Source organism: Bordetella ansorpii (assembly GCF_900078315.1).
In the GTDB taxonomy this organism is placed as follows: domain Bacteria; phylum Pseudomonadota; class Gammaproteobacteria; order Burkholderiales; family Burkholderiaceae_B; genus Bordetella; species Bordetella ansorpii.
The window spans coordinates 44,182-67,852 of record NZ_FKBS01000002.1; the positions used below are offsets into that span (position 1 = coordinate 44,182).

Below are 23,671 nucleotides of genomic sequence, written 5' to 3' on the forward strand. Positions count from 1 at the left end.
CCCCGGCCGGCCTCATGGCTTACACTGGCCGCTGCTCAATCCAGCCCCATAACGACACCATGAGACAACGTCCCTTATTGCGCGCCGCCGCGCTGGCCGCCGCCCTGGCTTGCTGCACCGCAACGGCCCAACAGGCTCCTTCCGCAGGCAAGCCGCCCGCCGTCCAGCAGACGCCGCCCCGCGACCCCTTCTTCTGGCTGGGCGAGATGAACAAGGCCACCGCCGTCATCAACACCGACGAAGGCCTGCTGGACAAGGAAATGGCCCCGCGCCTGGCCGCCGGTGTCGCCAAGGTGATCGCAGACGGCAACCAGCCCGGCGGCAAGCGTCCGGCCACCGTCATCACCTTCGAGCCGCTGCTGATCCAGGCCGCCGGCCAGGACATCACCCTGCTGCACGCGGGCCGTTCCAGCCAGGACATGCACGCCACCTATCGCGCCGCCATCCTGCGCGACAAGCTGCTGGACCTGGCCGACCAGTTGAACGCCACGTCCAAGACGCTGGTGGCGCTGGCCGGCAAGCACGTCGACACCATCGTGCCCAACTACACCAACGGCGTGGCCGCGCAGCCCAACAGCTACGGCCACTACCTGCTGGGCTTCGCCGCCGCGCTGGACCGCGACGCGCAGCGCATCCGCGAAACCTATGTCCGCGTGGACCGCTCGCCCATGGGCACCACGGTGCTGAACGGCACCAGTTGGCCGCTCGACCGCAAGCGCATGGCCCAATACCTGGGCTTCAACGCGCTGGTGGACAACGCCTACGATGCCTCGCAGTTGTCCTCGATGGACGAGCCGGTCGAAGTCGCCTCCATCGTCACCGCCATCGCGCTGCACACCGGCAACTTCGTCGAGGACGTGATGACGCAGTATGCGCAGTCGCGCCCGTGGATCCTGCTGCAGGAAGGCGGCGGCAACACCTATGTGTCCAGCGCCATGCCGCAGAAGCGCAATCCCGGCCTGCTGAACGACACGCGCAGCGACGCCTCGACCGCGCTGACGCTGGCGATGGGTCCCGCGATCCAGACGCACAACATCACGCCGGGCATGAGCGACCCCAAGGACGTGAAGCAGAACTCGGCCATGGTCGACAGCGCCATCAGCGCATTGAAGCGCTGGGACCGCGTGCTGAAGGCGATGGTCATCAGCCCCGAGCGCGCGCTGGAAGAGCTGAACAGCGACTGGACGGCCTCGCAGGAACTGGCCGACGTGCTGATGCGCAAGTACAAGCTGCCGTTCCGCGTGGGCCATCACTTCGCCTCCGAAGTGGTCGAATACGCCAAGGCCAAGAACATCAAGCCGCTGGACTTCCCGTACGACCAGGCACGCCGCATCTACGAAGAAGCGGTCAAGGGCAGCAAGTATCCGCAGGAACTGCCGATGGACGAGAAGGAGTTCCGCTCGACGCTGGACCCCATCGCCATCGTGAAGAACCGCGCCACCAGCGGCGGCCCGCAACCCGCCGAGATGCAGCGCATGCTGAAGGAAGCCAACGAGAAGCTGGCGGCGCAGGATACGTGGATCAAGGAACGCCGCGCGCACATCAGCAGCTCGCTGGCCGAACTGGACCGCGCCTTCGAGAAGCTGGCGGATAGCGGCAAGGGCGCCGGCAAGAACTGATCGGCGCTGGTGCAAACCCTGCGGTGACAGCGTCCTCGGGGCCGGCATACACTGCCCGCTCCGAGCCGCGCGCCAGACGCGGCCACACGGCATGGCACGAGGCGCGCCGGCACACGCCACGGCGTTCCCGTGCAAGCCATTGGGGATTGCATGTTCGCCGACCTGAATCACCTGTCGCACCACGCGGCCTGGCGGCGCCAGCTGGAAATGCTGCTGGAGTCCGCCGGGTCGGGCATCTATGGCATCGACCTGCGCGGCCGCTGCATTTTCATCAACGGCCCGGGCGCCGCCCTGCTGGGCTACACGCCTGACGAGGTAGTGGGCCGCAACATGCACTACCTCATCCACCACTCGCATGCCGATGCGCAACTGATGCCGGTGCACGACTGCCGCATCTTCAAGGCCTTTCGGGAAGGACGCGGCGAGCAGGCCGACGACGAGGTGCTGTGGCGGCGCGACGGCAGCAGCTTTCCCGCCGAGTACGCCTCCTATCCCATACTGGACCACGAGCAGGTGATCGGCGCGGTCGTCACCTTCGCCGACATCTCCGAGCGCAAGCGCATCGAACGGCAACTGCAGGCCTCGCACGCGCTGCTGGAGCGCCGCGTGGACGAACGCACCATCGAGCTGCAACGCGCGCAGGAGTCGCTGCGCCGGCTGGCGGCCCACCTGAGCATGCTGCGCGAAGAAGAGCGCGCCCGCATCGCACGCGACATCCACGATGAACTGGGCGCCTCGTTCACCGCCCTGCAATTCGACCTGAACTGGCTGGCTCGGCGCCTGCCCGATGAGCCCGCGCTGCAGCAACACCTGTCGCGCATGATCGACGTGACCACCAGCGCCGTGGGCGCCACGCGCCGCATCCTGAATGACCTGCGGCCGGTTACGCTGGACCACCTCGGCCTGTGGGCGGCGCTGGAATCCCTGCTGCAGGACGTCCAGATGCGCGGATCGCTGGCCTGCCGCTATGCCTGCACGCCGCAGGCGGAACGGATGCGCCTGGGCCGGGCCGCCGAGATCGAGGTCTACCGCATCGTCCAGGAACTGCTGACCAACGTACAGCGCCATGCGCGGGCCAGCCAACTCTGCATGGACATCGCCATCCGCGACGGCGCGCTGGAACTCGTGGTGCGCGACGACGGCGTGGGCCTGCCCGCCCAGCCCGCACCCACGCAGTCGTTCGGCATCCTGGGCATGCGCGAACGGGCGCGGGCGATCGGCGCCGTGCTGGCGCTGGACAGCACCCCGGGCGAGGGCACATGCGCCACGCTGCGCATCGAAGGCCTGAGCCTGGCCGCGCCCACGCCATGAACGGCATCCGTTCGGCCACGCCTGCCCCCCGCGCGCGCATCACCAAGAGATCGCCATGAGCCTGCACATCCTGATCGTCGACGATCACCTGATCATCAGGCGCGGCCTGGCTCGCCTGCTGGTGGAAGACCCGCGAATCGGCCGCGCCGACGAAGCGGCCGATGCCCCCTCTGCCCTGCGCGCCCTGCGCGCGGCCCATTACGACGCGGTCGTGCTCGACGTGGCGCTGGGCGAACGCGACGGGCTCGACCTGCTGAAGGCCGTACGGGCCGAGCATCCCCGCCTGGGCGTGGTGATGCTGTCGGTGTATCCCGAGGCGCAGTTCGCGGTGCGCGCCATGCGCGCCGGCGCCCATGCCTATCTCAACAAGGGTTGCGACCCCGAGTCGCTGATGGGCGCCCTGGCCAACGCGGCGTCGGGCAGGCCCTACATTACGCCGGCGGTGGCCGAGTTGCTGGCGCACAGCGTACGGCAAGACCATCCCGATGCGCCGCACGAGGCCCTGTCTGACCGCGAGTTCCAGGTCCTGCAGTTGCTGGTGGCGGGCAAATCCGTGTCGGCCATCGCCGAACAACTCGCCCTGTCCTCAAATACCATCTCCACCTACCGCGCGCGCATCTTCGAGAAACTGGACGTGCATTCGCTGGTCGATCTGGCGACCTACGCGCATCGGCACCACCTGGGTGCGAACTAGGCGCGCGCACCCGTCCGCGCACCACGAGGGCGCTCCCCACGCACCACGTAGTGCGGCCACTACACGGGGATCATCGAAACCGGGATAGGCACCGCGCCCGCCCGCTCGCATCATCTGTCCGACATCATTCATGAGCGGACAGGATGAAGATCCCCGGATTCCGGTTGGGCATCTACGTATACCGGGATGCCGAGATACTCGACTACGCGGCGCCCTGCGGCGTGCTGTCGGTGGCACGGCGCTTCGCGCCCGAGATCGACATCTGCGCCATCGGCGAAACGTTGCAGGCCGTCAGCACGGCCAGCGGCCTGGCCGTACTGCCCGCCTTCGGCATGGCCGACGCGCCCGACATCGACGCGCTGCTGATCCCCGGCGGCCCGGGCGCCAGGCAGCAGATGCACAACCGCCGCCTGCATCGCTACATCGCCTCGCTGCCCCCCTCGTGCCTGCTGGCCGGCAGCGGCTCCGGCGTCTGGGTATACGCGTGCATGGGGTTGCTGGACGGCCTGGCCGCGACCAGCCGCAAAGAGCCCGACCGCATCGAAGCCTCGCACCTGGGCTGCTCCCCCATCGACCGCCTGGCGATGCTGGCGCCAGCTTGCCGCACGCAGCACGCCCGCATCGTCGACAGCGGGCGCATCGTCAGCGCGGCGGGCCCAGCGGCGGGCATCGACCTGGGCCTGCACCTGCTGCGGCGGGCCGGCTACGCCGAAGCCGTGCTGGAAGAAGTCGCCCGCGTCATGGAGTACCGGCACGCCTACGACCTGTATCGCGCCGACATCGAGTACGCCCCCTCGGGGCTGCCATCCACCCTGGTTTCCCACTGAACCGCCGGAGTCCGCCATGTCTCTGTTTCGCAATCCCTTCGACCCCCATGCCCGCCTGGGCTGCGCCTGCGGCCGTCACGCCAGTCCGGCCGAACACGATCGCGCGCTGCCCGAACACGCGGCGCAGGACCGCGCGGTGGAAAGCGCGGTCATGCGCGCGCTGTTCCCGAACGACGCGCTGCGGCGCCGCTTCCTGCGCGCCGTCGGATCGGGCACCGCGCTGGCGGCGGTGGCCTCACTGTTTCCCCTGGCCGCGGCCAAAGAGGCCTTCGCACAGGGTACGGGGCCCCTGGAAAAGCAGAAGCTGAAGGTCGGCTTCATCCCCATCACTTGCGCCACCCCCATCATCATGGCGCACCCGATGGGGTTCTATGCCAAGCAGGGACTGGACGTGGAAGTGGTCAAGACGGCCGGCTGGGCGCTGGTCCGCGACAAGGCCATGTCCGGCGAGTACGACGCCGCCCACATGCTGTCGCCGATGCCGCTGGCCATCACGCTGGGCGCGGGCACCAGCAGCGCGCAGCCGTGGACCATGCCCGCGGTGGAGAACATCAACGGGCAGGCCATCACGCTGTCGATGAAGCACAAGGACCGCCGCGATCCCAAGAGCTGGAAGGGCTTCAAGCTGGCGGTGCCGTTCGACTACTCGATGCACAACTACCTGCTGCGCTACTACCTGGCCGAGCACGGCATCGATCCGGACCAGGACGTGCAGATCCGCTCGGTACCGCCTCCGGAGATGGTGGCCAACCTGCGCGCCGACAACATCGACGGCTTCCTGGCGCCCGACCCGGTGAACCAGCGCGCCGTCTATGACGGCGTGGGATTCATCCACACCCTGTCCAGGACGATCTGGGACGGCCACCCCTGCTGCGCCTTCGCCGCCAGCAGGCAATTCGTGACCGGCATGCCCAACACCTACCAGGCGCTGCTGAAGGCCATCATCGAAGCCACGGCCTATGCGCGGCTTCCCGCGCACCGCAAGGAAATCGCGGCCGCCATTTCCACCCCCAACTATCTGAACCAGCCCGTCACCGTGGTCGAACAGGTGTTGACGGGCACCTTCGCGGACGGCTTGGGCAACGTGATGAACGTGCCCGAGCGGATCGATTTCGATCCCATGCCCTGGCAGTCCTTCGCGGTATGGATCCTCACGCAGATGAAGCGCTGGGGCCAGATCAAGGGCGAGGTGGACTACGCGAAGATCGCCAACGACGTCTTCCTGGCCACCGATGCCGTGCGGCTGATGCGCGAGGCAGGCCTGACGCCGCCGTCCGGCACGACCAAGCCGTTCTCGGTCATGGGCAAGCCCTTCGACGCCAGCCAGCCCGAGGCCTACCTGGCCGGCTTTCCCATCCGGAGGAGCTGATGCGCGCCACTGCCGTCCACGTGCGGGTCCGGGCTGCCGTGCTGTCCCTGGCGATACTGATCGTCTTTCTGGCCAGCTGGCACGTCGCCACGCGCCAGCCCGCCGCCGCGGCAACGGTCGATCCGGCCTACGCGGCCTTGGTCGGCAACGCCGCGGCCAGCGGCGGCAAGACGCCGTTTCCCGGCCCGGCAGAGGTCGGCGCGCAGTTGCTGCGCCACCTGGGCGATCCGTTCTACGACCGCGGACCGAACGACAAGGGCCTGGGCATACAACTGGGGCATTCGATCGCGCGCGTGCTGGCCGGGTTCATCCTGGCCGCGCTGGTCGCCATCCCGCTGGGCTTCCTGATCGGCATGTCGCCCGTGGTGTACCGCGCCTTCGATCCCTACATCCAGGTGCTCAAGCCGATCTCTCCGCTGGCCTGGATGCCGCTGGCGCTCTACACGATCAAGGACGCGAACACCTCGGCCATCTTCGTGATCTTCATCTGCTCCGTCTGGCCGATGCTGGTGAACACCGCGTTCGGCGTGGGATCGGTGCGGCAGGACTGGCTGAACGTCGCCCGCACGCTGGAGGTCTCGCGCCTGCGCACCGCGCTGCAGGTGGTGCTGCCGGCCGCCGCGCCCACCATCATGACGGGCATGCGCATTTCGGTGGGCATCGCCTGGCTGGTGATCGTGGCCGCGGAGATGCTGATCGGCGGCACCGGCATCGGCTATTTCGTGTGGAACGAGTGGAACAACCTGTCCATCACCAACATCCTGTGCGCCATCTTCTTCATCGGCCTGATCGGCATGCTGCTGGACACCGCGCTGGCGCGCGTCGCGCGGCTGGTCAGCTACAAGGAGTAAGCGGATGACCGCCCCTTTCCTGCAAGTCCAGGGCCTGGCCAGGCGCTATCCGGGCCGCGCCGGCCAACCGCTGCAAACCGTCTTCGAGAACATCGACTTCGGCATCGAGCGAGGCCAGTTCGTCTGCGTGATCGGCCATTCGGGTTGCGGCAAGACCACCATCCTCAACATCCTGGCCGGCATCGACGAAGCCAGCGACGGCGTGGTCATCATGGATGGCCGCGAGATAGCCGGCCCCAGCCTGGAACGCGGCGTGGTGTTCCAGGCGCATGCGCTGCTGCCCTGGCTCACGGCCCTGCAGAACGTCGAATTCGGCGTGCGCTCGCGCTGGCCGGAAAAGCCGCGCGACGAGGTGCGCGAGCACAGCATCCGGCATCTCGAAATGGTCGGCCTGAAGCATGCGCTGAACAAGCGTCCCAGCGAACTGTCCGGCGGCATGAAGCAGCGCGTCGGCATCGCCCGCGCCTTCGCCATCCAGCCCAAGATGCTGCTGCTGGACGAACCCTTCGGCGCGCTGGACGCCTTGACGCGCGGCACGATCCAGGACGAGCTGCGCGCCATCGTGCGCGACTCCCGCCAGACCGTGTTCATGATTACGCACGACGTGGACGAGGCCATCCTGCTGTCAGACCGCATCCTGCTGATGAGCGCCGGCCCCAATGCCCGCATCGCCGAATCGCTGCACATCGACCTGCCGCGCGACCGCACCCGCGCCAGCCTGCATCACGAACCTCGCTATTACGAGATCCGCAACCACCTGGTCGACTTCCTGGTCGACAACGCCGCCACACACTGAAGGAGCAATGCCATGATGACTCGCAACGACGTCACCGAACTGGTGGTCACCCGCCGCCTGGAAAAGCAACTGAGCTGGGCCGCCATCGCCGAGGCCGTGGGCCAGAGCAAGGAGTGGACCACCGCCGCCCTGCTGGGCCAGATGACGATGACCCGCGAGCAGGCCGAGGCCGCGGGCCGCCTGCTCGACCTGCCGCCCGACGCGGTGCTGCAATTGCAGGTGGTGCCCTACAAGGGCTCGCTGCCCACCGTCGTGCCCACCGATCCGCTGATCTACCGCTTCTACGAACTGGTCAGCGTCTACGGCACGACCTTCAAGGCGCTGATCCACGAAGAGTTCGGAGACGGCATCATGAGCGCCATCGACTTCAAGATGGACCTGGCGCGCGAAGCGAATCCCAATGGAGACCGCGTGCAGATCGTGATGAGCGGCAAGTTCCTGCCGTACAAGATGTATTGATCAGCGAAAAGGCTTGATCAACGCCTGCAGTTCGGGATCCACCGGGAAGTCGAGGCACTGCATCACGTGCAGCGACTTCCCACTTTTCGCTTGATACGGCGTGGACAGGTATTTCCTGGCCAGCGCCCCGATGGCCTGATAGGTATCCACGTCCGCCCTTCCCAGTTCGACATAACCGCCCAATGCGCGGCCGGCATCCTCCGCCATCGGCGTACCCGGAAACGCGGTAATCAGGCATTGGGCGACGGCGAACTTCTCCAGTCGCTCCGACTCCGGCATCGTGTGGGTATGCGGCTTTTCCTGGCGGGGATCGTCCCTGGCCAGGGTCGACACCGGCAATGACAGCAACAGGCCGGCGGCAATTCCCATCCACTTCATTGCAACTCCTGATCGTCGAGTTATCCCCCGGAAAAGACGTTTTCGCCGGGGCTTTCGTTGCGCGCTCACGACAACGCTTGTAACCGCACGGGCCACAACGCACAAACGGTCCCACCGTTACCCCTTACAAAAAATCTCGTCGCTATACTCAGCCCCGCAGTATCACCTCACATCGTGTCGCAGTCTGTAAAGGCGCGCCAGCTTGCGTGCCCATTTCTCGGGGGCCTGACCGCCCGTTTGCGAATCGCCATGCCAGCCACCGCGGCCATCCGCCGCATCCTTGCCCGCTTCGTCCTGCCTTGCGTGGCAGGCCTCATCACCGCCCCCTCCGCCAGCGCGGCCGCCACGGCCCCCACGCTGGAAGACTGCCACGGCATCAAGGACATGGCGTTCGTCGCGCACCTGGACGACGACCTGCTGTTCATGAACCCGGACATCGCCTCGAACATCGAGGCCGGCGGATGCGTGCGTGTCGTCTACCTGACGGCCAGCGATGCCGGCGAAGGCGACGGCTATATGCTGGGCCGCGAGAAAGGCGTGCGCGCCGCCTATGCCTACATGGCGCACCAGCCCGACCTGTGGAGCACCGACACCCTGCAGGCCAACGGCCACGCCATCACCCGCGTCACGCTGCAGGGCAACCCGCGCGTGCAACTGGTGCACATGCGCCTGAAAGACCCGTGGCTGGGCAAGGGCTGGGGCAGCCTGACCCCGCTGAGCCGCACCGAATCCGATCCGCAGGTCACGTCCGACACGCTGGGCCCTAACCCGGAAACCTATACGCGCGATGCGCTGGTGAAGACGCTGGCCGCGCTGATCCGCGACTACGGCCCCACCACCGTGCGCCACCTGGACGATCAGACCCCGGTGCCCTACACCCAGTTGTGCTGGCGCTGCACGGGCCACAGCCATCCCGACCACATCGCCAGCGCCCGCCTGACCCGCGAGGCCATGGCGCTGGTGCCCGGCAATTACGCCGAGGCAGGCTACGTCGACTATCCCTCGCAGGAACGCGCCGCCAACCTGAGCGACGCCGAGACCACCCTCAAGTCCGAGATCTTCCGGCGCTATGCGTGGGAGGACTACAAGTACTGCAAGGGTCCGCAAGGCTGCCAGGAACCCGCCGGCCCCGCCGCCGCCTGGGTGCAGCGTTCTTATTACGTCTCGCGCCAGGACTTCGCCCCCGAGCTGTACAGCGACGCCCGCCACGGCCTGCTGGTGTTCGCGGCCGGCGAGGCCAACGACGCCGTCAACCTGTGGGACGCGCGCCAGGGCCGCTGGACCTCGCTGGGCGGCCGCACCGCCGGCTCGCTGGTGTCCTTCGCCTATCCCGACGCCACCGCCGGCGTCTTCGCCCGCGACACGCTGGGCAGCCTGTGGGTGAACAAGCAGAACCTGGACGGCAGCTGGAAAGGCTGGCAGGCCATGCCCGGCGTGCGCTTTTCGAACAGCCCGGTCGTCGCGCCGCGCGACGCCGCCGCCGTGGCCATGGGCTATGACGGCCGCTATTACTGGACCTCGCCCTCGGGCATCGGCGGCGGCTGGAACGCCTGGCAGCCGCTGCCCCTGCTGGCCGACGCCATGGGCAGACCCGCCATCGCCATGAACGCCGCGGGCCGCTTCGTGGTGTTCGCCATCGATCGCGCCGGCAATGCCTGGTCGACGACGCAACATGCCGCCGGCCACGAAGGCGGCTGGGCCGCCTGGCAGCCCGTGCCGGTCGCCGCCAGCGCCGGCGGGCTGGCCGCCATGCGCAACGCCCAGGGCCTGGTCGAACTCTATCTGCGCGACCGCGGCAACCGGCACCTGATGCGGGTGGTCGAGGAAAAACCTGCCACGGCGCGCGCCACCGCCATCCACTGGACGGCGGCCGAGGACCTGGGCGTGGAATACGTCGGCAAGCCCGCCATCGGCCCCGACACCCAGGGCAACGTGCTGGTCAGCGTGCTGGAACGCGCCGGTGGCCCGCTGTGGCTGGTCGAGCGCGGCCGTGCCACCCTGCTGGAAGCCACCGCCAGTTCGCTGCCCGCCATGCGCATGGTCGACGGCACGCTCTACGTGGTCGCGCGCAGTTCGGGCAACCCGCAGACCTACCGGATGCTGGCGCGCCGCGGTGGCGTGTGGGGGCCCGCCACGTCGCTGGCCACCTTGCCCGCAGGCGGCGGCGGTGCCTTCGGCAAGACGATTCCCACTGTCATCGCCACCACGGCGCCGCCAGTCGCGGACGCACCGCAAGGCAGGTGATACACCTCGGTACAAGACGCGACACTCGCGTCTCATATCGAGAAAATGAGGGCGGTACGATACCGGGGCACTTGGCTTGGCCCCTCCAATCCACCGGAACCGCTTTCATGACGGATATCGACGAAGACGAGGTTGCGCATGGCTGGGACGCCATCGACGCGGCCTGCAACACGATCTACCCGACGCAGGAACCCAAGCACTACGGCACCATCATCAGCTATCGGCTGGGTGGCAACGATCCGCTGCAAGGCATCAGCGCCTACAAGCGCATGGATCCGGCGCCACACTGGCACTACGTCACGTATGGCTTCACCGAGCTCTACAGCAAGGAATCGGACGACGCCGAGATCAGCGGCTACGGCTTCGAGCTGACCCTGCGCCTGCGCTGCGAGCCCGACGCGGAAGATCCGCCCATGTGGGTGATCAACTTCCTGCAGAACCTGGCGCGCTACGTCTTCAAGACCGGCAACATATTCCGCGACGGCGACTGGCTGGCCGCCAACGGCCCCATCGCGGTCGAAGAGGACACCAGGCTGACCTACGTGGCGTTCACCGCCGACCCGGAACTGCCCACGCAGCAGACGCCCAATGGCGAGTTCGAATTCCTGCAGGTCATCGGCCTGACCGAGGACGAGGCCTACGCGGCGCGGCTGTGGCGCACACTGGACCTGCTGGAAGTGCTGAGGCCCCACATGCCGCTGTACATCACCGACCTGGCGCGCGACTCGCTGCTGGGCCAGCCGGGCGTGCAGGACAGCATCGAGCGCGGCCGCAAGGAAAGCGGTTCTTCCACTGGCTACGTCTACACCGACGAGCTGGACTGGCGGCAGGAGAAGCGCCTGCTGGGCAAGCCCACCACCATCGTCACGCTGGGCGCGCTGCAAGTGCAGGAAGCCACCACGCTGCTGCCGCTGCGCCTGCCCTTCGGCCGCGACCTGCGCCTGCTCAGCAACAACAAGAACGTGGTGTTCGCGCCGGGCGAGAACGCGCTGCGCACGGAAGACGACGTGTTGTACGTCACGCTGGACGATGCGACGGTCGACGAGATCGCCTCGCTGCTGCAACCCAGGCGCGGCGAGTATCCCCTGAAGTCGTTCAAGGGCTTGCGCATCGACGTGCGCCCCACCGAGGTCAAGGACCCCAAGGGCAACGTCGTGCAGACGATAGGCTAGGCAGCGCCCGGACCGGCGGCGCGTCGCCACGCGCCGCCAGCCAGCGCCGGCTTCACCCGCCCGCCGACACCCGCCAGACGACATTGCCCACGTCGTCCGCGATCAGCAGCCCGCCCTCGGCATCCTCGGTGATGCCCACCGGCGCGCCATACAGCTGCTTCTGGTCTTCCGACACGAACCCCGTCACCACGGGTTCGACCGTGCCCGTCGGCTTGCCGTCCTTGAACGCGATGAAGCTCACCTTGTAGCCATTGAGCGGCGTGCGGTTCCAACTGCCGTGCTCGCCGATGAACACCCCGCCGCGATACTTCGCCGGCAGGTTGTTGCCCTTGTAGAACCACATGCCCAGCGGCGCGACGTGCGAACTGATGGCGTAGTCCGGCTTGATGGCCTTCTTCACCAGCTCGGGCTTCTGCGGCGACACGCGCACGTCGACGTGCTGGCCGAAGTAGCTGTAAGGCCAGCCATAGAAGCCGCCGTCCTGCACCGAGGTCAGATAGTCGGGCACCAGATCGGCGCCGATCTCGTCACGCTCGTTCACGATGGCCCACAGCTTGCCGGTCTGCGGCTCCCAGCCCAGGCCCGTGGGGTTGCGCAGCCCCGAGGCATAGATGCGGCTGCCGCGCGAGGCCACGTCGACCTCCAGCACCGCCGCGCGCCGGTATTCCACGTCCAGCCCGTTCTCGCCCACGTTGCTGTTCGAGCCCACGCCCACATAAAGCTTGCGGCCATCGGGGCTGGCCAGCAGTGCCTTGGTCCAGTGATGGTTGATCGTATCGGGCAGGTCGGCGAATTCGCGGCCCGGGTCGGTGATCTTCGTGGCGCCCTGGACATAGGGATACGCCATGATCCTGTCGGTGTTGGCCACGTACAGCGTGTCGCCGATCAACTGCACGCCGAAGGGCGAATTCAGCTTTTCCAGGAACACGTGCTGCTGCCACTTGCCCCCCTCGTTGCGCAGCAGCGTGATGCGGTTGCCGCCCTTGCCGCTCTTGCCGGACTTCGTCTTCACCAGTCCCGACAGCGCCGCCTTCGGCGTGGTGACGGGCGCGGTGCCGGGGCCATTGGCCTCGACCACCAGCACGTCGCCATTGGGCAGCGTGTACAGTTGGCGCGGATGCAGCAGCCCGTCGGCCACCTTCTCGATCTTCAGGCCCGCCGCCACCTTCGGCATCGCATTGCCCTGCCAGCCCACGCCTTCGGGCACCTGCATGGGCGGCATCAGGAAACTCTGCGCCGCAGGCAGCTTCGGATCGGGTCCGATCTGTTCCTTGGGATCGACCGCCGCGCCATCGTTGCAGGCCGCCAGCATCGCCACCACCACCGCGGCGCCCACCGTTCTCACTCGCATGGCGTCATTCATGGGTCAGCCCTCCGGCCGGCGCCTTGTCCGTGACCAGCACGATGCGGCCCAGGCACAGCAGCGCCACGGTGATCGCCGACAGCCACATTCCCAGCGGCATCACACCGAACGCATCGCGGCTGTGCACGAAGGCGTTGACCACGCCCGAGACGATGGCCAGCAGGTTGAACCAGAAATCGAGCCGCTCGGCGCCGGACACGGTGCGGCGCGACACGACCCACACATGCGCCAGATTGATCAGGCGCGGAACGATGGCGAACACCAGCGCCAGCGTCACCAGCCAGGCGGCTCCTTTCACCCACATCACGATGGGCGACGACAGGTAGATCACGTCGAAGATCAGCGCACCGACGAACAGGCCGAACACCACGGGGTCGAGCAGATCGAATAGCGCCGTCGCCAACCGGGATCGGCACTGCAAGGCATGGGATTTCATGGCACCTCTTTGAAGAAAGGTAGAGACGGCAGGCAGAAAGATCCGAAGGGAATTGCCTGGCCGACGCGCCGCCTTGCAGCAAGCCGTGTGCCGCGGCACGCTCCACCGGGGAAGCGTGGCGTCGCCATTCGGGCGCGCCACGGGCGGATCACGCGAGACTCTGCGCATTGTGCCCGTGCAGGACTCGCAATGCGCACCCATCCATACCCACATTCGTAACAATTAGTATTGATTAAAACGATAAATCGTCTTGTTGCGCGTAACCCGCGAGATCAAAATGACGCCACATTACAAATTCGCGACAGTTCGAATAACACCCAGCGAATACGACAATCGCCGTAATACCGAATGGGGAGGATTGGGCATTGGGACTACTGATCCTGAAAGAAAAGATCGGCGCCGGACACCTGCGTGAATGCTGGCGCCACCCGGAGCACCCGGCGCGCTGCGTCAAGATCGCCAAGGACAAGCCGCGCGCGCACCTGCAGAACCTGCTGGAAAGCCATTACGCTATCCATCTGCAGCAACGCGGCGTGGCCGACGCGCGCATCCCGCGCGTGCACGGCTGGGCCATGACCGATCGGGGCTGGGGCCTGGTCCTCGACCTGGTGGTCGACGCGCAAGGCATGCCCGCCCCTACGCTGCGCCAGGCACGCGCCGCGGGACACCTGCCGGACGAGGCCGCGGCCGCGCTGCTGGACGACGCACTGGATTGGCTGGCCCGCAATGGCGTCGTCTGGGTCGATGCCAGCCAGGACAACGTCGTGATGCAAGCCACGGAGAATGGTGGAACCCAACTGGCGTTCATCGACGGCCTGGGTGGCCGCCATTTCGACATGGAATACCGCGTGCGATGCATGTTCCGTGGCGTCGAACGCGTGACGGCCCGGCTGAAGGCCGCCAAGCATCGCGCCCGCATCCACAGCAGGCTGCTGGCGTCGGCGCCGCGCCGGCTGGACGCGATGGATCTGCTCGGCCAGCACGACACCGATGCGATGGCGCCGCCCTCCGTGCCGTCCCGCTGACCCGGCCTTATTGCTTCACCAGCTCCACGCGCCGGTTCATCGCCTGTCCCTCGGCATTGTCGTTGCTGCCCACCGGCGCCAGCGAGGCCACGCCCTGGGCGGCCAGGCGCCTGGCATCCACCTGATACTGGTCCGTCAGCGACTTGACCACCGCATCGGCGCGCTGCTGCGACAGCGCACGGTTGTGCTCCAGCGAGCCCTGGTTATCGGTATGGCCCACCACGTAGAGCTTCAGCGCGGGATTGTCCTTCAGCAGCTTGCCCATCTGGTCCAGCGCGGGCTTTGAATCGGCCTTGATCTCCGCCCGGTCCGTATCGAAGTGCACGCCGTAGATGGCGACCTTCCCCGACTGCGCCAGCGCCTTCTGCATGGCGGTGGCGTCCAGCGCCTTCACCTGGCCCTGCTCCATCTTCCTGGTCTCGACCACTTGCTGGTACACCGGCGTGTAGTGGTTGCTCTCGTCCTGCATGATGTCCAGGAAGACATACACGTCACCGGTCCCGATAGCCTTCTTGGCCAGCAAAGCGTAGTACTTGCCGCCGAACACGGCGTCACCCTGGCCCGTCAGCTTCACCTTGCCGCTGTTCATCACGTAGCCCTGGAAATCGTTGCCGCACTGCTCATCGCTCTTGCACAGGAAGATGACCTCGAAACCGCCCTGCTCCAGCGCGGCGTCGTAATTGCGGTAGACCTCGAGCGCCGACTTGTTGCCCGGAATGCGGTAGCCGATGCGGGTGATCTTGCCCTCCACCTCCAGCAGCTTGGCCTGGGAGTCGTCCGCAATCGCCTGGTTCGGCAGCAGCGCCTCGTCGTAGTCCTGCACGCTGTAGGCGTTGATCTGCGCCCCCGTGAAGCGCGTGAGCATCGGATGGTCTTTCGACCCTTCCTTGTCCTGGGCCCAGCCCGGCTGCGCCGCCAGCATCAGCGCGCTCAGCGCCATCCCAATACCCGCCCTCATTGCCCGCATCACCTGCCTCCTTTTCCTGTACGAGAAAACCGGCCACGAAGGCCGGCTTGCACCCTGGATCGGGCGTCATTATGCCGATGCGCGCGGACACGCCTGTGTCGAATGTGTCTCAGGGCGTATCCGCAGGGAGGGCTCAGTCCGCGCCGTGCGGCGCCTGTACAGCGGCCGCATTCCTGCGCTTGCGGTTGGCGCGCAGGAACGACACGATCTGCCACACCACGATGGCGCCGATCACCGCGAACAGCGTGCCGCTGATGGGACGCTCGACGAACACCGCGAAGTCGCCCCGCGACAGCAGCATGGTGCGGCGGAAGTTCTCTTCCAGCATGGGGCCGAGGATGAAACCCAGCATCAGCGGCGCGGCCTACGGTGTACCGGATCTTGAACACCGACAGCCAGTAACGCACCAGCGGCACGTTCAGGATCAGCAGGAAGCAGTTGCCGACCCACATGCTGGCCACCAGCCCCCAGAACAGATCCGGGGGAGGTGCCGATCATGTTGGGGCCGGGCTGCACGCCCTTGACGATGAAGGCCGCCAGCATCAACGCCATCACCGCGTTCTCGGGAATGCCGATCGCCATCAGCGGAATGAAGCTGGTGCGAGCCGCCGCCGGGCAGGATGCCCAGCACCGAGCCGATGACGCTGCCGCGCAGCGCGCTGGGGATGATGCGCTTGAACTCGGGCCAGGTCGGGATCAGCTTGATCTTGCCATTGAAGGGCGTCAGCGTGCTGCGGTTGTCCAGGTTCTTCACGATCTCGGCGATGCCGAAGCAGCCCAGCGCGATGCTGATCAGGCCCACGCCGTCCTGCAGGAATGCCTGGAACACAAGGCGGCAAGCCATCCAGAACCTGCCGGAGGCCGGGCGCGTGGCGATGCTAGTGAGATAGGCGCGGGGCTCGCGCAGTCTGCCTGATGGCTGGGCACGACGCTTGCTAGGCTGACCGTCAGCGTACGCCTTTTCATTCCGCGGCCCTGGCCGCACCCCTACGGCAAACCTGAAGCCATAAAAGGAAGAATCATGAAAATACTGCTGTGGATCATCGCGATCATCTTCATCGTCGGCCTGCTGACCGTGACGGGCATACTGAAGCTGATCTTCTAGGCGCTGCCGACTTCACACTGCCAAGGCCCAGGGCGTTCCCCCTGGGCCTTTGTCATTGTTCCCTCGACATCCGCGGCGATGCGATAGCGTCAGAACATGCCGTTGCGCGCCTTCCAGAATGCCCGGCACGTCGCTTGCTGAAGAGACAAGCGTTCCGGCAACCGCCGCGATCACGCGAAACCGTTCATAGGAGGATCACCATATGAATGCGATGACGACCCCCACCACGGGCACCAGTGCGTCGAGCACCATTTCGTCCAAGCGCGTCGAAGGCACGAAGGTCTACAACCAGCAGGGCGAAAAGCTCGGCTCCATCGACAATGTGCAGATCGACAAGCACTCGGGCCACGTTCGTTACGCCGTGCTGGAATTCGGCGGCTTCCTGGGCATCGGCACCGACCGGTACCCCCTGCCCTGGAACATGCTGAAATACGACACCGGCCTGGACGGCTACGTCGTGCCGCTGGACAAGTCGACGCTGGACAAGGCGCCGCACTACGAGCACGAAAAGGCGCCCGAATTTACCGACGAGTACGGTCGCCGGGTGCATGAGCACTACGGGGTGCCCTGGCAGTAAGAAGAGGGAGAAGGGCTTGCGGAGGATGCTCGCAAGCCCTTTTTTCCATATCGTCGCGGGAGGAGCGTCTGCCCGCGCACGAAGCACTACGACGATATCCCGCCTGTATGCTTCAGGGCGTAGATCACTACGGCAAGCGCCGATGCCCCGGCGACCGCGGCTGCGCGGATGAGCCAGCGGGGCGCGTAACTCAGCACCAGCGTCGTCATCAGCGCGGCGCAGGACAGGATGCCGAGCCACACGATGGCCGCGACTGGCGCCCCCCAGGGTTGAAGGCAACATGGCAAGGCCAGGCTCATCAAGAGCAGGCCGCGCGCGCGCAAGCCCATGCAAACCGTCCCCGCGAGGCCTTCCCGGCCTGTCGCCTGCTCGTGGTGCCGTTCCATGGCGAGCGCAAACGCCGCGAACCCTGCGAAGGCAAGACCCAGCGCCGCCGCCACTGCCTGTGTCGTGGTCATGGCGCTGCCAACTGCCACGAAAACACGCCCGACACCACGACCGCCGCCAGCAGGCCGGCCCACGCCCAGCGCGCCGCGAATACCCACATGGCGGCCAAGGCATAGACAAGAAAACTCAGCAGCGTGACGTAGACCACGACGATCGAGCGGCTCGCCAAGCCGAGCGCCGCCATGCCCTGCGCCAACGCCATGGCCGCCAGCATCGCAAAAACGTAGCCGCCGACAATCGCGCACGCCCCCCTTCCCAGCACCTGCCAGCGGTAGCCCCGGGCGGTCGCCGAGATCCGGCCTGGCTTCGGTTGTGCCCATGCGCCGTCGCGCAATCGCCACGTCAACACCGCGAACACACCGCCCATGACCAACACCACAGACTCCACGCAGGCCGCCTGCCAGTTTCCCGCCAGCGCATAGTTCAGTCCGTGCTGCCCCGTCGTCAGCACATTGACCACCGGCAGCCCCAGGCACAGCACCGCCGTACACGCGAACTGCTCCACCCAGGCGCGCTGCACCGGCCGAACCAGGGCATGCAGCAGGCTGACCGCCCACACGGCGAAGAATGCCTTGATCTCCCATTCCTCGCGGCCCGACAGCGCCGCGGGAATCAAGCGATTCGCATGGAAGTACGCAATACAGGCCAGGCAAGCCCCGGCGATGGCCGCCACGTTCAGCGACTCGGCCAAACGGTAGAACATCGGCGTATAGGCGCCAAACTCACTGTCGCTTTTGTTGCGCCGCTTGAGGGTGAACAGCACCGCGCCGGTCGCCATCATCAGCGTGCCGGCCAGGCCGCAGACGAAGTACAGCCAACGTATCGTCCAGCCGCCGTACGCCGCCAGGTGCAGCCGATCCATCACCTCGTGCACCACGTCCGGTGAAGCATGCGCGTCTGGCCGCTGCAAGGCGATGAACTCGCCCGTCGCGCCCTGGAACGTGGCACGGCCGGCTGAACTGAGCAGTTGCCGCACCGAGGCCTCGGCGTCCGGCCGCATGTAGACGCTGATGCGCTCCGTCGCCTGTCCGGGCCTCTCGACCATGACCATGCGCGCCTCGCTGTCCAAGGCTTGTTGCGCCGCGTTCATCAGGATGCCCGCCTGCCATCGCGCCGGCTGCCGGCCATCCAGCGCGGGACGCGCGGGCAGTACCGTCGCGGTGCCCGGCTCTGCCGCCTGACGAGCCAGTTCGGCCTGCCATTGCTGATGCCCGTTCTCGCCATACATCGCACGCAACGGCCCTGGCATGTAGCTGGTATAGAAAATGGCCAGTCCGGTGTAGGCGATCATCAACTGGAACGGCAGCGTCAGCACCGCCGAAGCGTTGTGCCCATCGAGCCAGGCCCGCTGCCCTCGCCCCGGCCTGAAGGTGAAGAAATCCTTGAAGATGCGCTTGTGCACGACGATGCCCGACAGCAGCGCCACCAGCATGCCTACCGTCAGCCAACCCACCAGCCAGAAGCCGAAATTGCCGGCATACAGGGTGTAGTGCAGCGTCATGAAGTGACGCCCACCCTCGGTCTTGCGGCCCCAAGGATGCGGCAGTACCGCGCCGTTGCGAGGATCCATCGCGGCCTCGTGCGTGCTTCCATCCGCCGAGCGCCAGACCAGCTTCATCGCCTGGCCCGACTCTCCCGGCAGCTCGATGCGCCAGAAGCGCGCGTTGCCGTCCTGCTGCTGCAGGAAACGCGCGGCCGCCGCGATCACGGCCTCCTGACCGAGCACCGCCGATACCGGCGGCAGCGCGGGCTCGGCCGTCATCCAGCGCGTGATGGGCGCTCGGAACACGCTGATCGTGCCCGCCAGGAAGATCAGGCACAACAGCCAGGCGCACACCAGTCCGCACCAGGTATGCAGCCAGCTCATGCGCTGGCGCAAGCCGGGCTTCATTCTCAGAACGTGCCGCGCAGCGTCAGCATGGCATTGCGCGGTTCACCGTAGTGGATGCCATTGACCAGGTTGCCGACCGCCGTGTAGTAAGTCTTGTTGAAGATATTGTTGACGTTCAGGTGAGCCGCCCAGTTGGGATTGATCTGGTACTTCGCATAGGCGTTCCAGACCGTGCGTCCGCTGGCGCTCGCCGTCGACGCGCCGATCTGGCGCGACTGGCCGCTCTGCACATTGACGCCGCCGCCCACCGTGAAGGCGCTCAGGTCGCCTGGCAACTGATACGTCGTCCACAGTCGGAAGATATGCTTGGGCGTGTACCACGCAAACGACTGGCCTTCGCTGCTGATGTCCTTCAGGTACTTGGTCGTGTTGAAGGTGTAGCCGGCATACAGATTCCAGCCACGCGAGATCTCGCCGTTGATCTCCGCGTCGAAGCCCTGACTACGCACCTTGCCGGTATCGGTATAGCAGTAGTAATCCGCCGCGCACGTCGGGCTGCTGGTGAAATCCTCCTGCGCGCGATGGCTCTGGTCGATACGGAAGATGGCGAACGCCGCATTCAGGCGGCCATCCAGCAGCTCGCCCTTCAAGCCCAATTCATAGTTCTCGCCGACGACGGGCCGCAGATTCCTGCCCTCCTTGTCCACGTTGTATTGCGGCTGGAAGACATCCGAGTAGCTGAGATAGGTGGTCCACGACGGCGTCAGGTCCAGCAGCAGACCCGCGTACGGAGAAAAGTGCGAGTTGCTCTGCGCGGTCTGGCTGATGTCCTGCACACCCGCCGTGGTCGTGTCGGTATCCCAGATTTCCGTGGACCGGCTGAAACGCCCGCCTACCACCAGTTTCAGCGGGTCCGCCAGTTGCAGGCGCGTGGTTCCGTAGAAGCCCAGTTCGCGGTTGAAGCCGATCCGCTTCTCATTGGTGCCGGCGCGCAACGCAGCGTTGGTGGGCTCGGGAATGTCGGGATCGAACTGGAAGGCGTTGAACGTGTGGTAGTTCACCAGATAGGCATACGAGGTATCGATCTTGTTGTGCGAGTACGTCGTGCCCAGCACCACCTCGTGCGTACGCCCGAAGGCACGGAACTTGCCTGTCAGGTTCGCGTCCAGGCCCGAGGTATCAATGTCCGCATGCGTCATCGCGGCATTCACCAGCGCCATCTGCGTCACAGGATTCACGGCGCGGCTGGAGGTCGAGTACTTCAGGTACTGCTTTTCCTTGACGTAGGCGCCGCTCAGCTTGAAACGCCAGTCGTCGTTGAAGGCGTGCGTGAAGTCGGCGAAGAAGCCGTCGTTCGTGGTTTCCTGGCGGTTCCAGTTGGCGCCGAAGTTGGTCGAGCGCTTGAAACCGACCTCCTGGCCGTTGCTGTAGCGCGGCAGCCCCGACATCGTCGGCGTGCCGCGCAGGTCCTCGTGGCTGTAGCCGATATTGAGCTGCGTGCGCGGCGAGAAGTCGTACTCGAGCGTGCCGTAGAACGTGGTGTTCTTCAGGTGCACGCGGTCGATGAAGGAATGGTTGTCCTGGCGGTCCACCAGCGCGCGGGCCCGCAGGCTGCCGTCTTCGTTCAACGCGCCGCTGCTGTCGACCTGCATGCCATAGCGGTCCCAGGTGCCGGCCTTGGTCTCCACCATGAAGCGGTCTTCGGGCAATGGGCGCTTGCGCACCAGGTTCACCGCGCCGCCCGGCGATCCCGCGCCTTGCAGCAGGCCGGCCGCGCCGCGCAGCACTTCCACGCGGTCGTACATGGCGGTGCCGCCGGAATAGTTGCTGGCTCGGCCGTACATGCTGCGTTGCAGCGGCACGCCGTCATACTGGATGACGGTGTCCTGGAAGCCGCGCGAATAGATGTACTTGCCGCCCTGGGGGCTTTGCTGCAGCGTCACGCCGGTCGTATTCTCCAGCGCATCGTAGACCGAGTTCAGGTTCTGTTCGTCCAGCCGCTGGCGCGTCACCACGCTGATCGACTGGGGAATGTCCTTCAAGCGCTGCTCGCCCTTGCCTATCGTCACCGCCGGCGTGTTGTAGCGGCCCGAGCCTTCGCTCATCACCCGGTATTCCTGGCCCGTCACCGTCACGGGCGCCAGCGTCGTCACGCCGCCGCCGCTGGGTAGGCGGCGCACGGAGTAGCCGCCGCCGGGCAGCAGCACACCTTCGAAGCCCGACCCCGCCAGCAACGCGGCCAGGCCGCGGCTGTGGGTGTAGCGGCCGTTCAGGCCCGACGTGCGCAGGGATTCGACCTGGGCGGCATCGAACGACACGTTGACGCCCGACGCGCGGGCGAACTCGTTCAGCGCCTGGTCCAGGGGACCCGCAGCAATGGCGTAGGTGTGCTCCGACTGCTGCACCGCCGGGGTGGACTGGGCCAGGGCATCGGGCGCGGCCCAGGCCAGCGAGGCGCCGAACAGCATGCCGTACAGGGCCGTGGACAATACCGAGGGGACGGGCGCGCGGCGCGCCGACTGACGATTACGAGCGGGGGTCATGAGGTCTTCTTGATAGCCGGGTTTACGTTGTCTTTCCCTGTAGGCCGGTCAAGAAATCAAATCCCCTCAATTTTTCTTGAAAAAAGTGTTGGGCGCGGTGATCTGCTGTTGTAGCCGCGGACCGGACAGCCTCGCCCGGCTCTCGCCTTTGGGCCTCAGGCGGGGCCGACCGATACCCAGAAGCGGGTCCAGTAACGCACGCGGATCGGCGTCGTCTGCGCCAGGAACTGCAAGGCCTGGTCGATATCGTTGAGATGGTACGTACCCGATACGCGCAGATCCGCCACTTCGGGCGCGCAAGTGATGCGGCCATGGCGGTAGCGCGACATCTCCGCCAGCACGTCGGCCAGCCGCATGTTCTTGCCGGCAATGGCGCCCTCGACCCATGCGCCGCTGTCCATGGCGGGCGCGATGACCTGGCGCACCTTCTGGCGATCCAACACCCACTGCTCGCCTGCCCGGGCGATGGACTGCACGGCGCTGTCGGCGGGCCGCAATTCGACAGCGTCCTCCTGCACGCTGACCCGCGCACCGCGGTTTTCCAGCCGCACCACGAAGCGCGTCCCGAGCGCCTCGATCGATCCGAAGGACGTGCGAACAAAGAACGGCCGCTTCACCGCGAAGGCCGCGTCCGCGCCCGTCTGGATCGAGATTTCGCCGCGATGCAGCGTCACGATGCGTTGCGAGCCGTCCAGGCTCAGGCTGACGGCGCTGTCCGTGTTCAGCACCAGCCGCGTGCCATCGGCCAACGTCAGCGGGTCGCGCTGGCCGACGCTCGTGCTGACGTCAGCGACCAGGCGCTGCCACGGCGTCTGCTCGCGGACCACCCAACCGCTGCCCAGCAAACCTCCTGCCACGGCCAGCCCCTTCAACACGGCGCGGCGCTGTTGCCGGCGCGCCGCGTGGGCGCGGGAATGGTCCATGGCCATCAGCGCGTCCAGCGCCAGCCCCTGCGGCACCGACGCGAAATCCGCGTTCAGGGCCTGCATCCGCGACCAGGCGCGCTCGTGCTCGGGCGCGGCCTGCCTCCAGCGCTCGAAGGCCTCCCGCGTACAGGTGTCCGCCTGGCTGAAGTTGAGTTTGACAGCCCAGGCGATGGCCTGGTCCACGACCGAAGACGGGAGGGGAGCCGCGGCGATGTCGCTCATTGGTCACCAAATCGGAAGGCATAGCACTGGCGCAGGCCGGCGGCCACGTAGCGCTCCGCGGTGGCCAGCGAGACATCCAGGCGCAGGGCGATCTGCGGGCAGGTCAGGCCTTCCAGTTGCGCCCAGAGAAAAGCTTGCCGGACCTTGGGTTTCAGGGTGTCCAGCATCTGATCGATCTTGATCAAAGCCTCCAGGATGAGCATGCGGCTTTCCGGAGAAGGAGCCTGTTCTTCGGGGGTACGGGCCAGGACGTCCAGCCAGGCGCGCTCCAGTTCGCGGCGGCGCCAGTGGTCGACCAGCAGGCCGCGGGCGATGGTGCTGAGGTAGGCGCGGGGCTCGGACGCGTCCACCGCCGTGGGGCGGCGCAGCAGGCGCAGGAAGACGTCGTGGGCCAGGTCGGCGGCTTCGAAGGAATTGCCGAGCTGGCGGCGAAACCAGCCATGCAGCCAGGAGTGGTGATCCGTGTACAGCGTTTCGACTTGGTCGTGCGTGCTGAGGGGCATGGCCGT

Annotated in this window: 22 protein-coding genes and 1 pseudogene; 13 read left to right on the plus strand and 10 right to left on the minus strand. The window is 66.5% G+C overall.

The annotated features are described in order from the left end of the window. Window positions 1–59 precede the first annotated feature (59 nt). The 8 genes from A7W11_RS00195 to cynS all read left to right on the plus strand — a co-directional run bounded on the left by A7W11_RS00195 (window position 60) and on the right by cynS (window position 7,926). Window positions 60–1,619 carry an argininosuccinate lyase gene (locus A7W11_RS00195; RefSeq protein ID WP_066406291.1) on the plus strand — a complete coding sequence of 520 codons (1,560 nt, stop codon included), beginning with the start codon at window positions 60–62 and terminating at the stop codon, window positions 1,617–1,619. Window positions 1,620–1,769: 150 nt separating this feature from the next. Beyond that, a complete protein-coding gene (locus A7W11_RS00200) occupies window positions 1,770–2,930 on the plus strand; it encodes a sensor histidine kinase (protein ID WP_066406296.1) in 1,161 nt (386 codons plus the stop codon). Between the two features lie 55 nt (window positions 2,931–2,985). Beyond that, window positions 2,986–3,624, plus strand: coding sequence for a response regulator (locus A7W11_RS00205; RefSeq protein WP_066406297.1), 639 nt, complete (start codon window positions 2,986–2,988; stop codon window positions 3,622–3,624). 143 nt (window positions 3,625–3,767) lie between these two features. After that, on the plus strand, window positions 3,768–4,451 hold the full coding sequence (locus A7W11_RS00210; protein ID WP_066406299.1) for a DJ-1/PfpI family protein: 684 nt from the start codon (window positions 3,768–3,770) through the stop codon (window positions 4,449–4,451). A 16-nt stretch (window positions 4,452–4,467) separates the two neighbouring features. Beyond that, window positions 4,468–5,820 carry a CmpA/NrtA family ABC transporter substrate-binding protein gene (locus A7W11_RS00215; protein ID WP_066406300.1) on the plus strand — a complete coding sequence of 451 codons (1,353 nt, stop codon included), beginning with the start codon at window positions 4,468–4,470 and terminating at the stop codon, window positions 5,818–5,820. Further along, window positions 5,820–6,671 carry a nitrate ABC transporter permease gene (gene ntrB, locus A7W11_RS00220; protein WP_066406303.1) on the plus strand — a complete coding sequence of 284 codons (852 nt, stop codon included), beginning with the start codon at window positions 5,820–5,822 and terminating at the stop codon, window positions 6,669–6,671. The genes A7W11_RS00215 and ntrB overlap by 1 nt, the downstream gene beginning before the upstream one ends. A 4-nt stretch (window positions 6,672–6,675) precedes the next feature. Continuing rightward, window positions 6,676–7,467: an ABC transporter ATP-binding protein gene (locus A7W11_RS00225; protein ID WP_066406307.1), complete on the plus strand. Its 792-nt coding sequence runs from the start codon at window positions 6,676–6,678 to the stop codon at window positions 7,465–7,467. Between the two features lie 15 nt (window positions 7,468–7,482). Beyond that, a complete protein-coding gene (cynS, locus tag A7W11_RS00230) occupies window positions 7,483–7,926 on the plus strand; it encodes a cyanase (protein WP_066406632.1) in 444 nt (147 codons plus the stop codon). Here cynS and A7W11_RS00235 read toward each other — a convergent pair whose 3' ends face one another. Next, on the minus strand, window positions 7,927–8,304 hold the full coding sequence (locus A7W11_RS00235) for a T6SS amidase immunity protein Tai4 family protein (protein WP_066406311.1): 378 nt from the start codon (window positions 8,302–8,304) through the stop codon (window positions 7,927–7,929). Window positions 8,305–8,553: 249 nt separating this feature from the next. Here A7W11_RS00235 and A7W11_RS00240 point away from each other — a divergent pair, with 249 nt between their 5' ends. Further along, window positions 8,554–10,548: a PIG-L family deacetylase gene (locus A7W11_RS00240; protein WP_066406312.1), complete on the plus strand. Its 1,995-nt coding sequence runs from the start codon at window positions 8,554–8,556 to the stop codon at window positions 10,546–10,548. Window positions 10,549–10,655: 107 nt separating this feature from the next. Next, the gene (locus A7W11_RS00245) at window positions 10,656–11,720 is read left to right on the plus strand and encodes a suppressor of fused domain protein (protein ID WP_173678798.1); all 1,065 of its coding nucleotides are present in this window, start codon (window positions 10,656–10,658) and stop codon (window positions 11,718–11,720) included. A 52-nt stretch (window positions 11,721–11,772) separates the two neighbouring features. Here the strand turns inward: A7W11_RS00245 and A7W11_RS00250 are convergent, their stop codons facing one another. Both A7W11_RS00250 and A7W11_RS00255 read right to left on the minus strand, forming a co-directional pair. Next, window positions 11,773–13,083 carry a PQQ-dependent sugar dehydrogenase gene (locus tag A7W11_RS00250; protein ID WP_066406313.1) on the minus strand — a complete coding sequence of 437 codons (1,311 nt, stop codon included), beginning with the start codon at window positions 13,081–13,083 and terminating at the stop codon, window positions 11,773–11,775. Further along, complete coding sequence (locus tag A7W11_RS00255; protein WP_066406317.1) at window positions 13,076–13,519, minus strand: hypothetical protein; 444 nt, start codon at window positions 13,517–13,519, stop codon at window positions 13,076–13,078. The genes A7W11_RS00250 and A7W11_RS00255 overlap by 8 nt, the downstream gene beginning before the upstream one ends. A 365-nt stretch (window positions 13,520–13,884) precedes the next feature. Between A7W11_RS00255 and A7W11_RS00260 the strand changes: the two genes are divergently transcribed. Further along, window positions 13,885–14,544: a YrbL family protein gene (locus tag A7W11_RS00260; RefSeq protein WP_066406320.1), complete on the plus strand. Its 660-nt coding sequence runs from the start codon at window positions 13,885–13,887 to the stop codon at window positions 14,542–14,544. Between the two features lie 7 nt (window positions 14,545–14,551). On the opposite strand, the gene A7W11_RS00265 is transcribed toward A7W11_RS00260, so the two are convergent. Continuing rightward, complete coding sequence (locus tag A7W11_RS00265; RefSeq protein WP_082887002.1) at window positions 14,552–15,502, minus strand: OmpA family protein; 951 nt, start codon at window positions 15,500–15,502, stop codon at window positions 14,552–14,554. Between the two features lie 142 nt (window positions 15,503–15,644). Then, window positions 15,645–16,328 (minus strand): annotated as a pseudogene (locus tag A7W11_RS27165) (tripartite tricarboxylate transporter permease); the annotation flags it as partial. 204 nt (window positions 16,329–16,532) lie between these two features. Between A7W11_RS27165 and A7W11_RS29190 the strand changes: the two are divergent. Next, window positions 16,533–16,616 carry a small membrane protein YohP gene (locus A7W11_RS29190; protein ID WP_456236467.1) on the plus strand — a complete coding sequence of 28 codons (84 nt, stop codon included), beginning with the start codon at window positions 16,533–16,535 and terminating at the stop codon, window positions 16,614–16,616. A gap of 211 nt (window positions 16,617–16,827) precedes the next feature. Continuing rightward, window positions 16,828–17,193: a PRC-barrel domain-containing protein gene (locus A7W11_RS00280; protein WP_066406635.1), complete on the plus strand. Its 366-nt coding sequence runs from the start codon at window positions 16,828–16,830 to the stop codon at window positions 17,191–17,193. Window positions 17,194–17,279: 86 nt separating this feature from the next. On the opposite strand, the gene A7W11_RS00285 is transcribed toward A7W11_RS00280, so the two are convergent. The 5 genes from A7W11_RS00285 to A7W11_RS00305 all read right to left on the minus strand — a co-directional run bounded on the left by A7W11_RS00285 (window position 17,280) and on the right by A7W11_RS00305 (window position 23,665). Next, window positions 17,280–17,651 (minus strand): DUF3325 domain-containing protein, encoded by a 372-nt coding sequence (locus tag A7W11_RS00285; protein WP_066406338.1) that lies wholly within the window; start codon window positions 17,649–17,651, stop codon window positions 17,280–17,282. Further along, window positions 17,648–19,531 carry a PepSY-associated TM helix domain-containing protein gene (locus A7W11_RS00290; RefSeq protein WP_082887003.1) on the minus strand — a complete coding sequence of 628 codons (1,884 nt, stop codon included), beginning with the start codon at window positions 19,529–19,531 and terminating at the stop codon, window positions 17,648–17,650. Before A7W11_RS00290 ends, A7W11_RS00285 begins: the two co-directional genes overlap by 4 nt. Before the next feature lie 2 nt (window positions 19,532–19,533). Continuing rightward, on the minus strand, window positions 19,534–22,014 hold the full coding sequence (locus A7W11_RS00295; RefSeq protein ID WP_066406340.1) for a TonB-dependent siderophore receptor: 2,481 nt from the start codon (window positions 22,012–22,014) through the stop codon (window positions 19,534–19,536). 155 nt (window positions 22,015–22,169) lie between these two features. After that, window positions 22,170–23,162: a FecR domain-containing protein gene (locus A7W11_RS00300; RefSeq protein ID WP_066406348.1), complete on the minus strand. Its 993-nt coding sequence runs from the start codon at window positions 23,160–23,162 to the stop codon at window positions 22,170–22,172. Further along, window positions 23,159–23,665 (minus strand): sigma-70 family RNA polymerase sigma factor, encoded by a 507-nt coding sequence (locus A7W11_RS00305; protein WP_066406638.1) that lies wholly within the window; start codon window positions 23,663–23,665, stop codon window positions 23,159–23,161. Before A7W11_RS00305 ends, A7W11_RS00300 begins: the two co-directional genes overlap by 4 nt. Window positions 23,666–23,671: the final 6 nt, after the last annotated feature.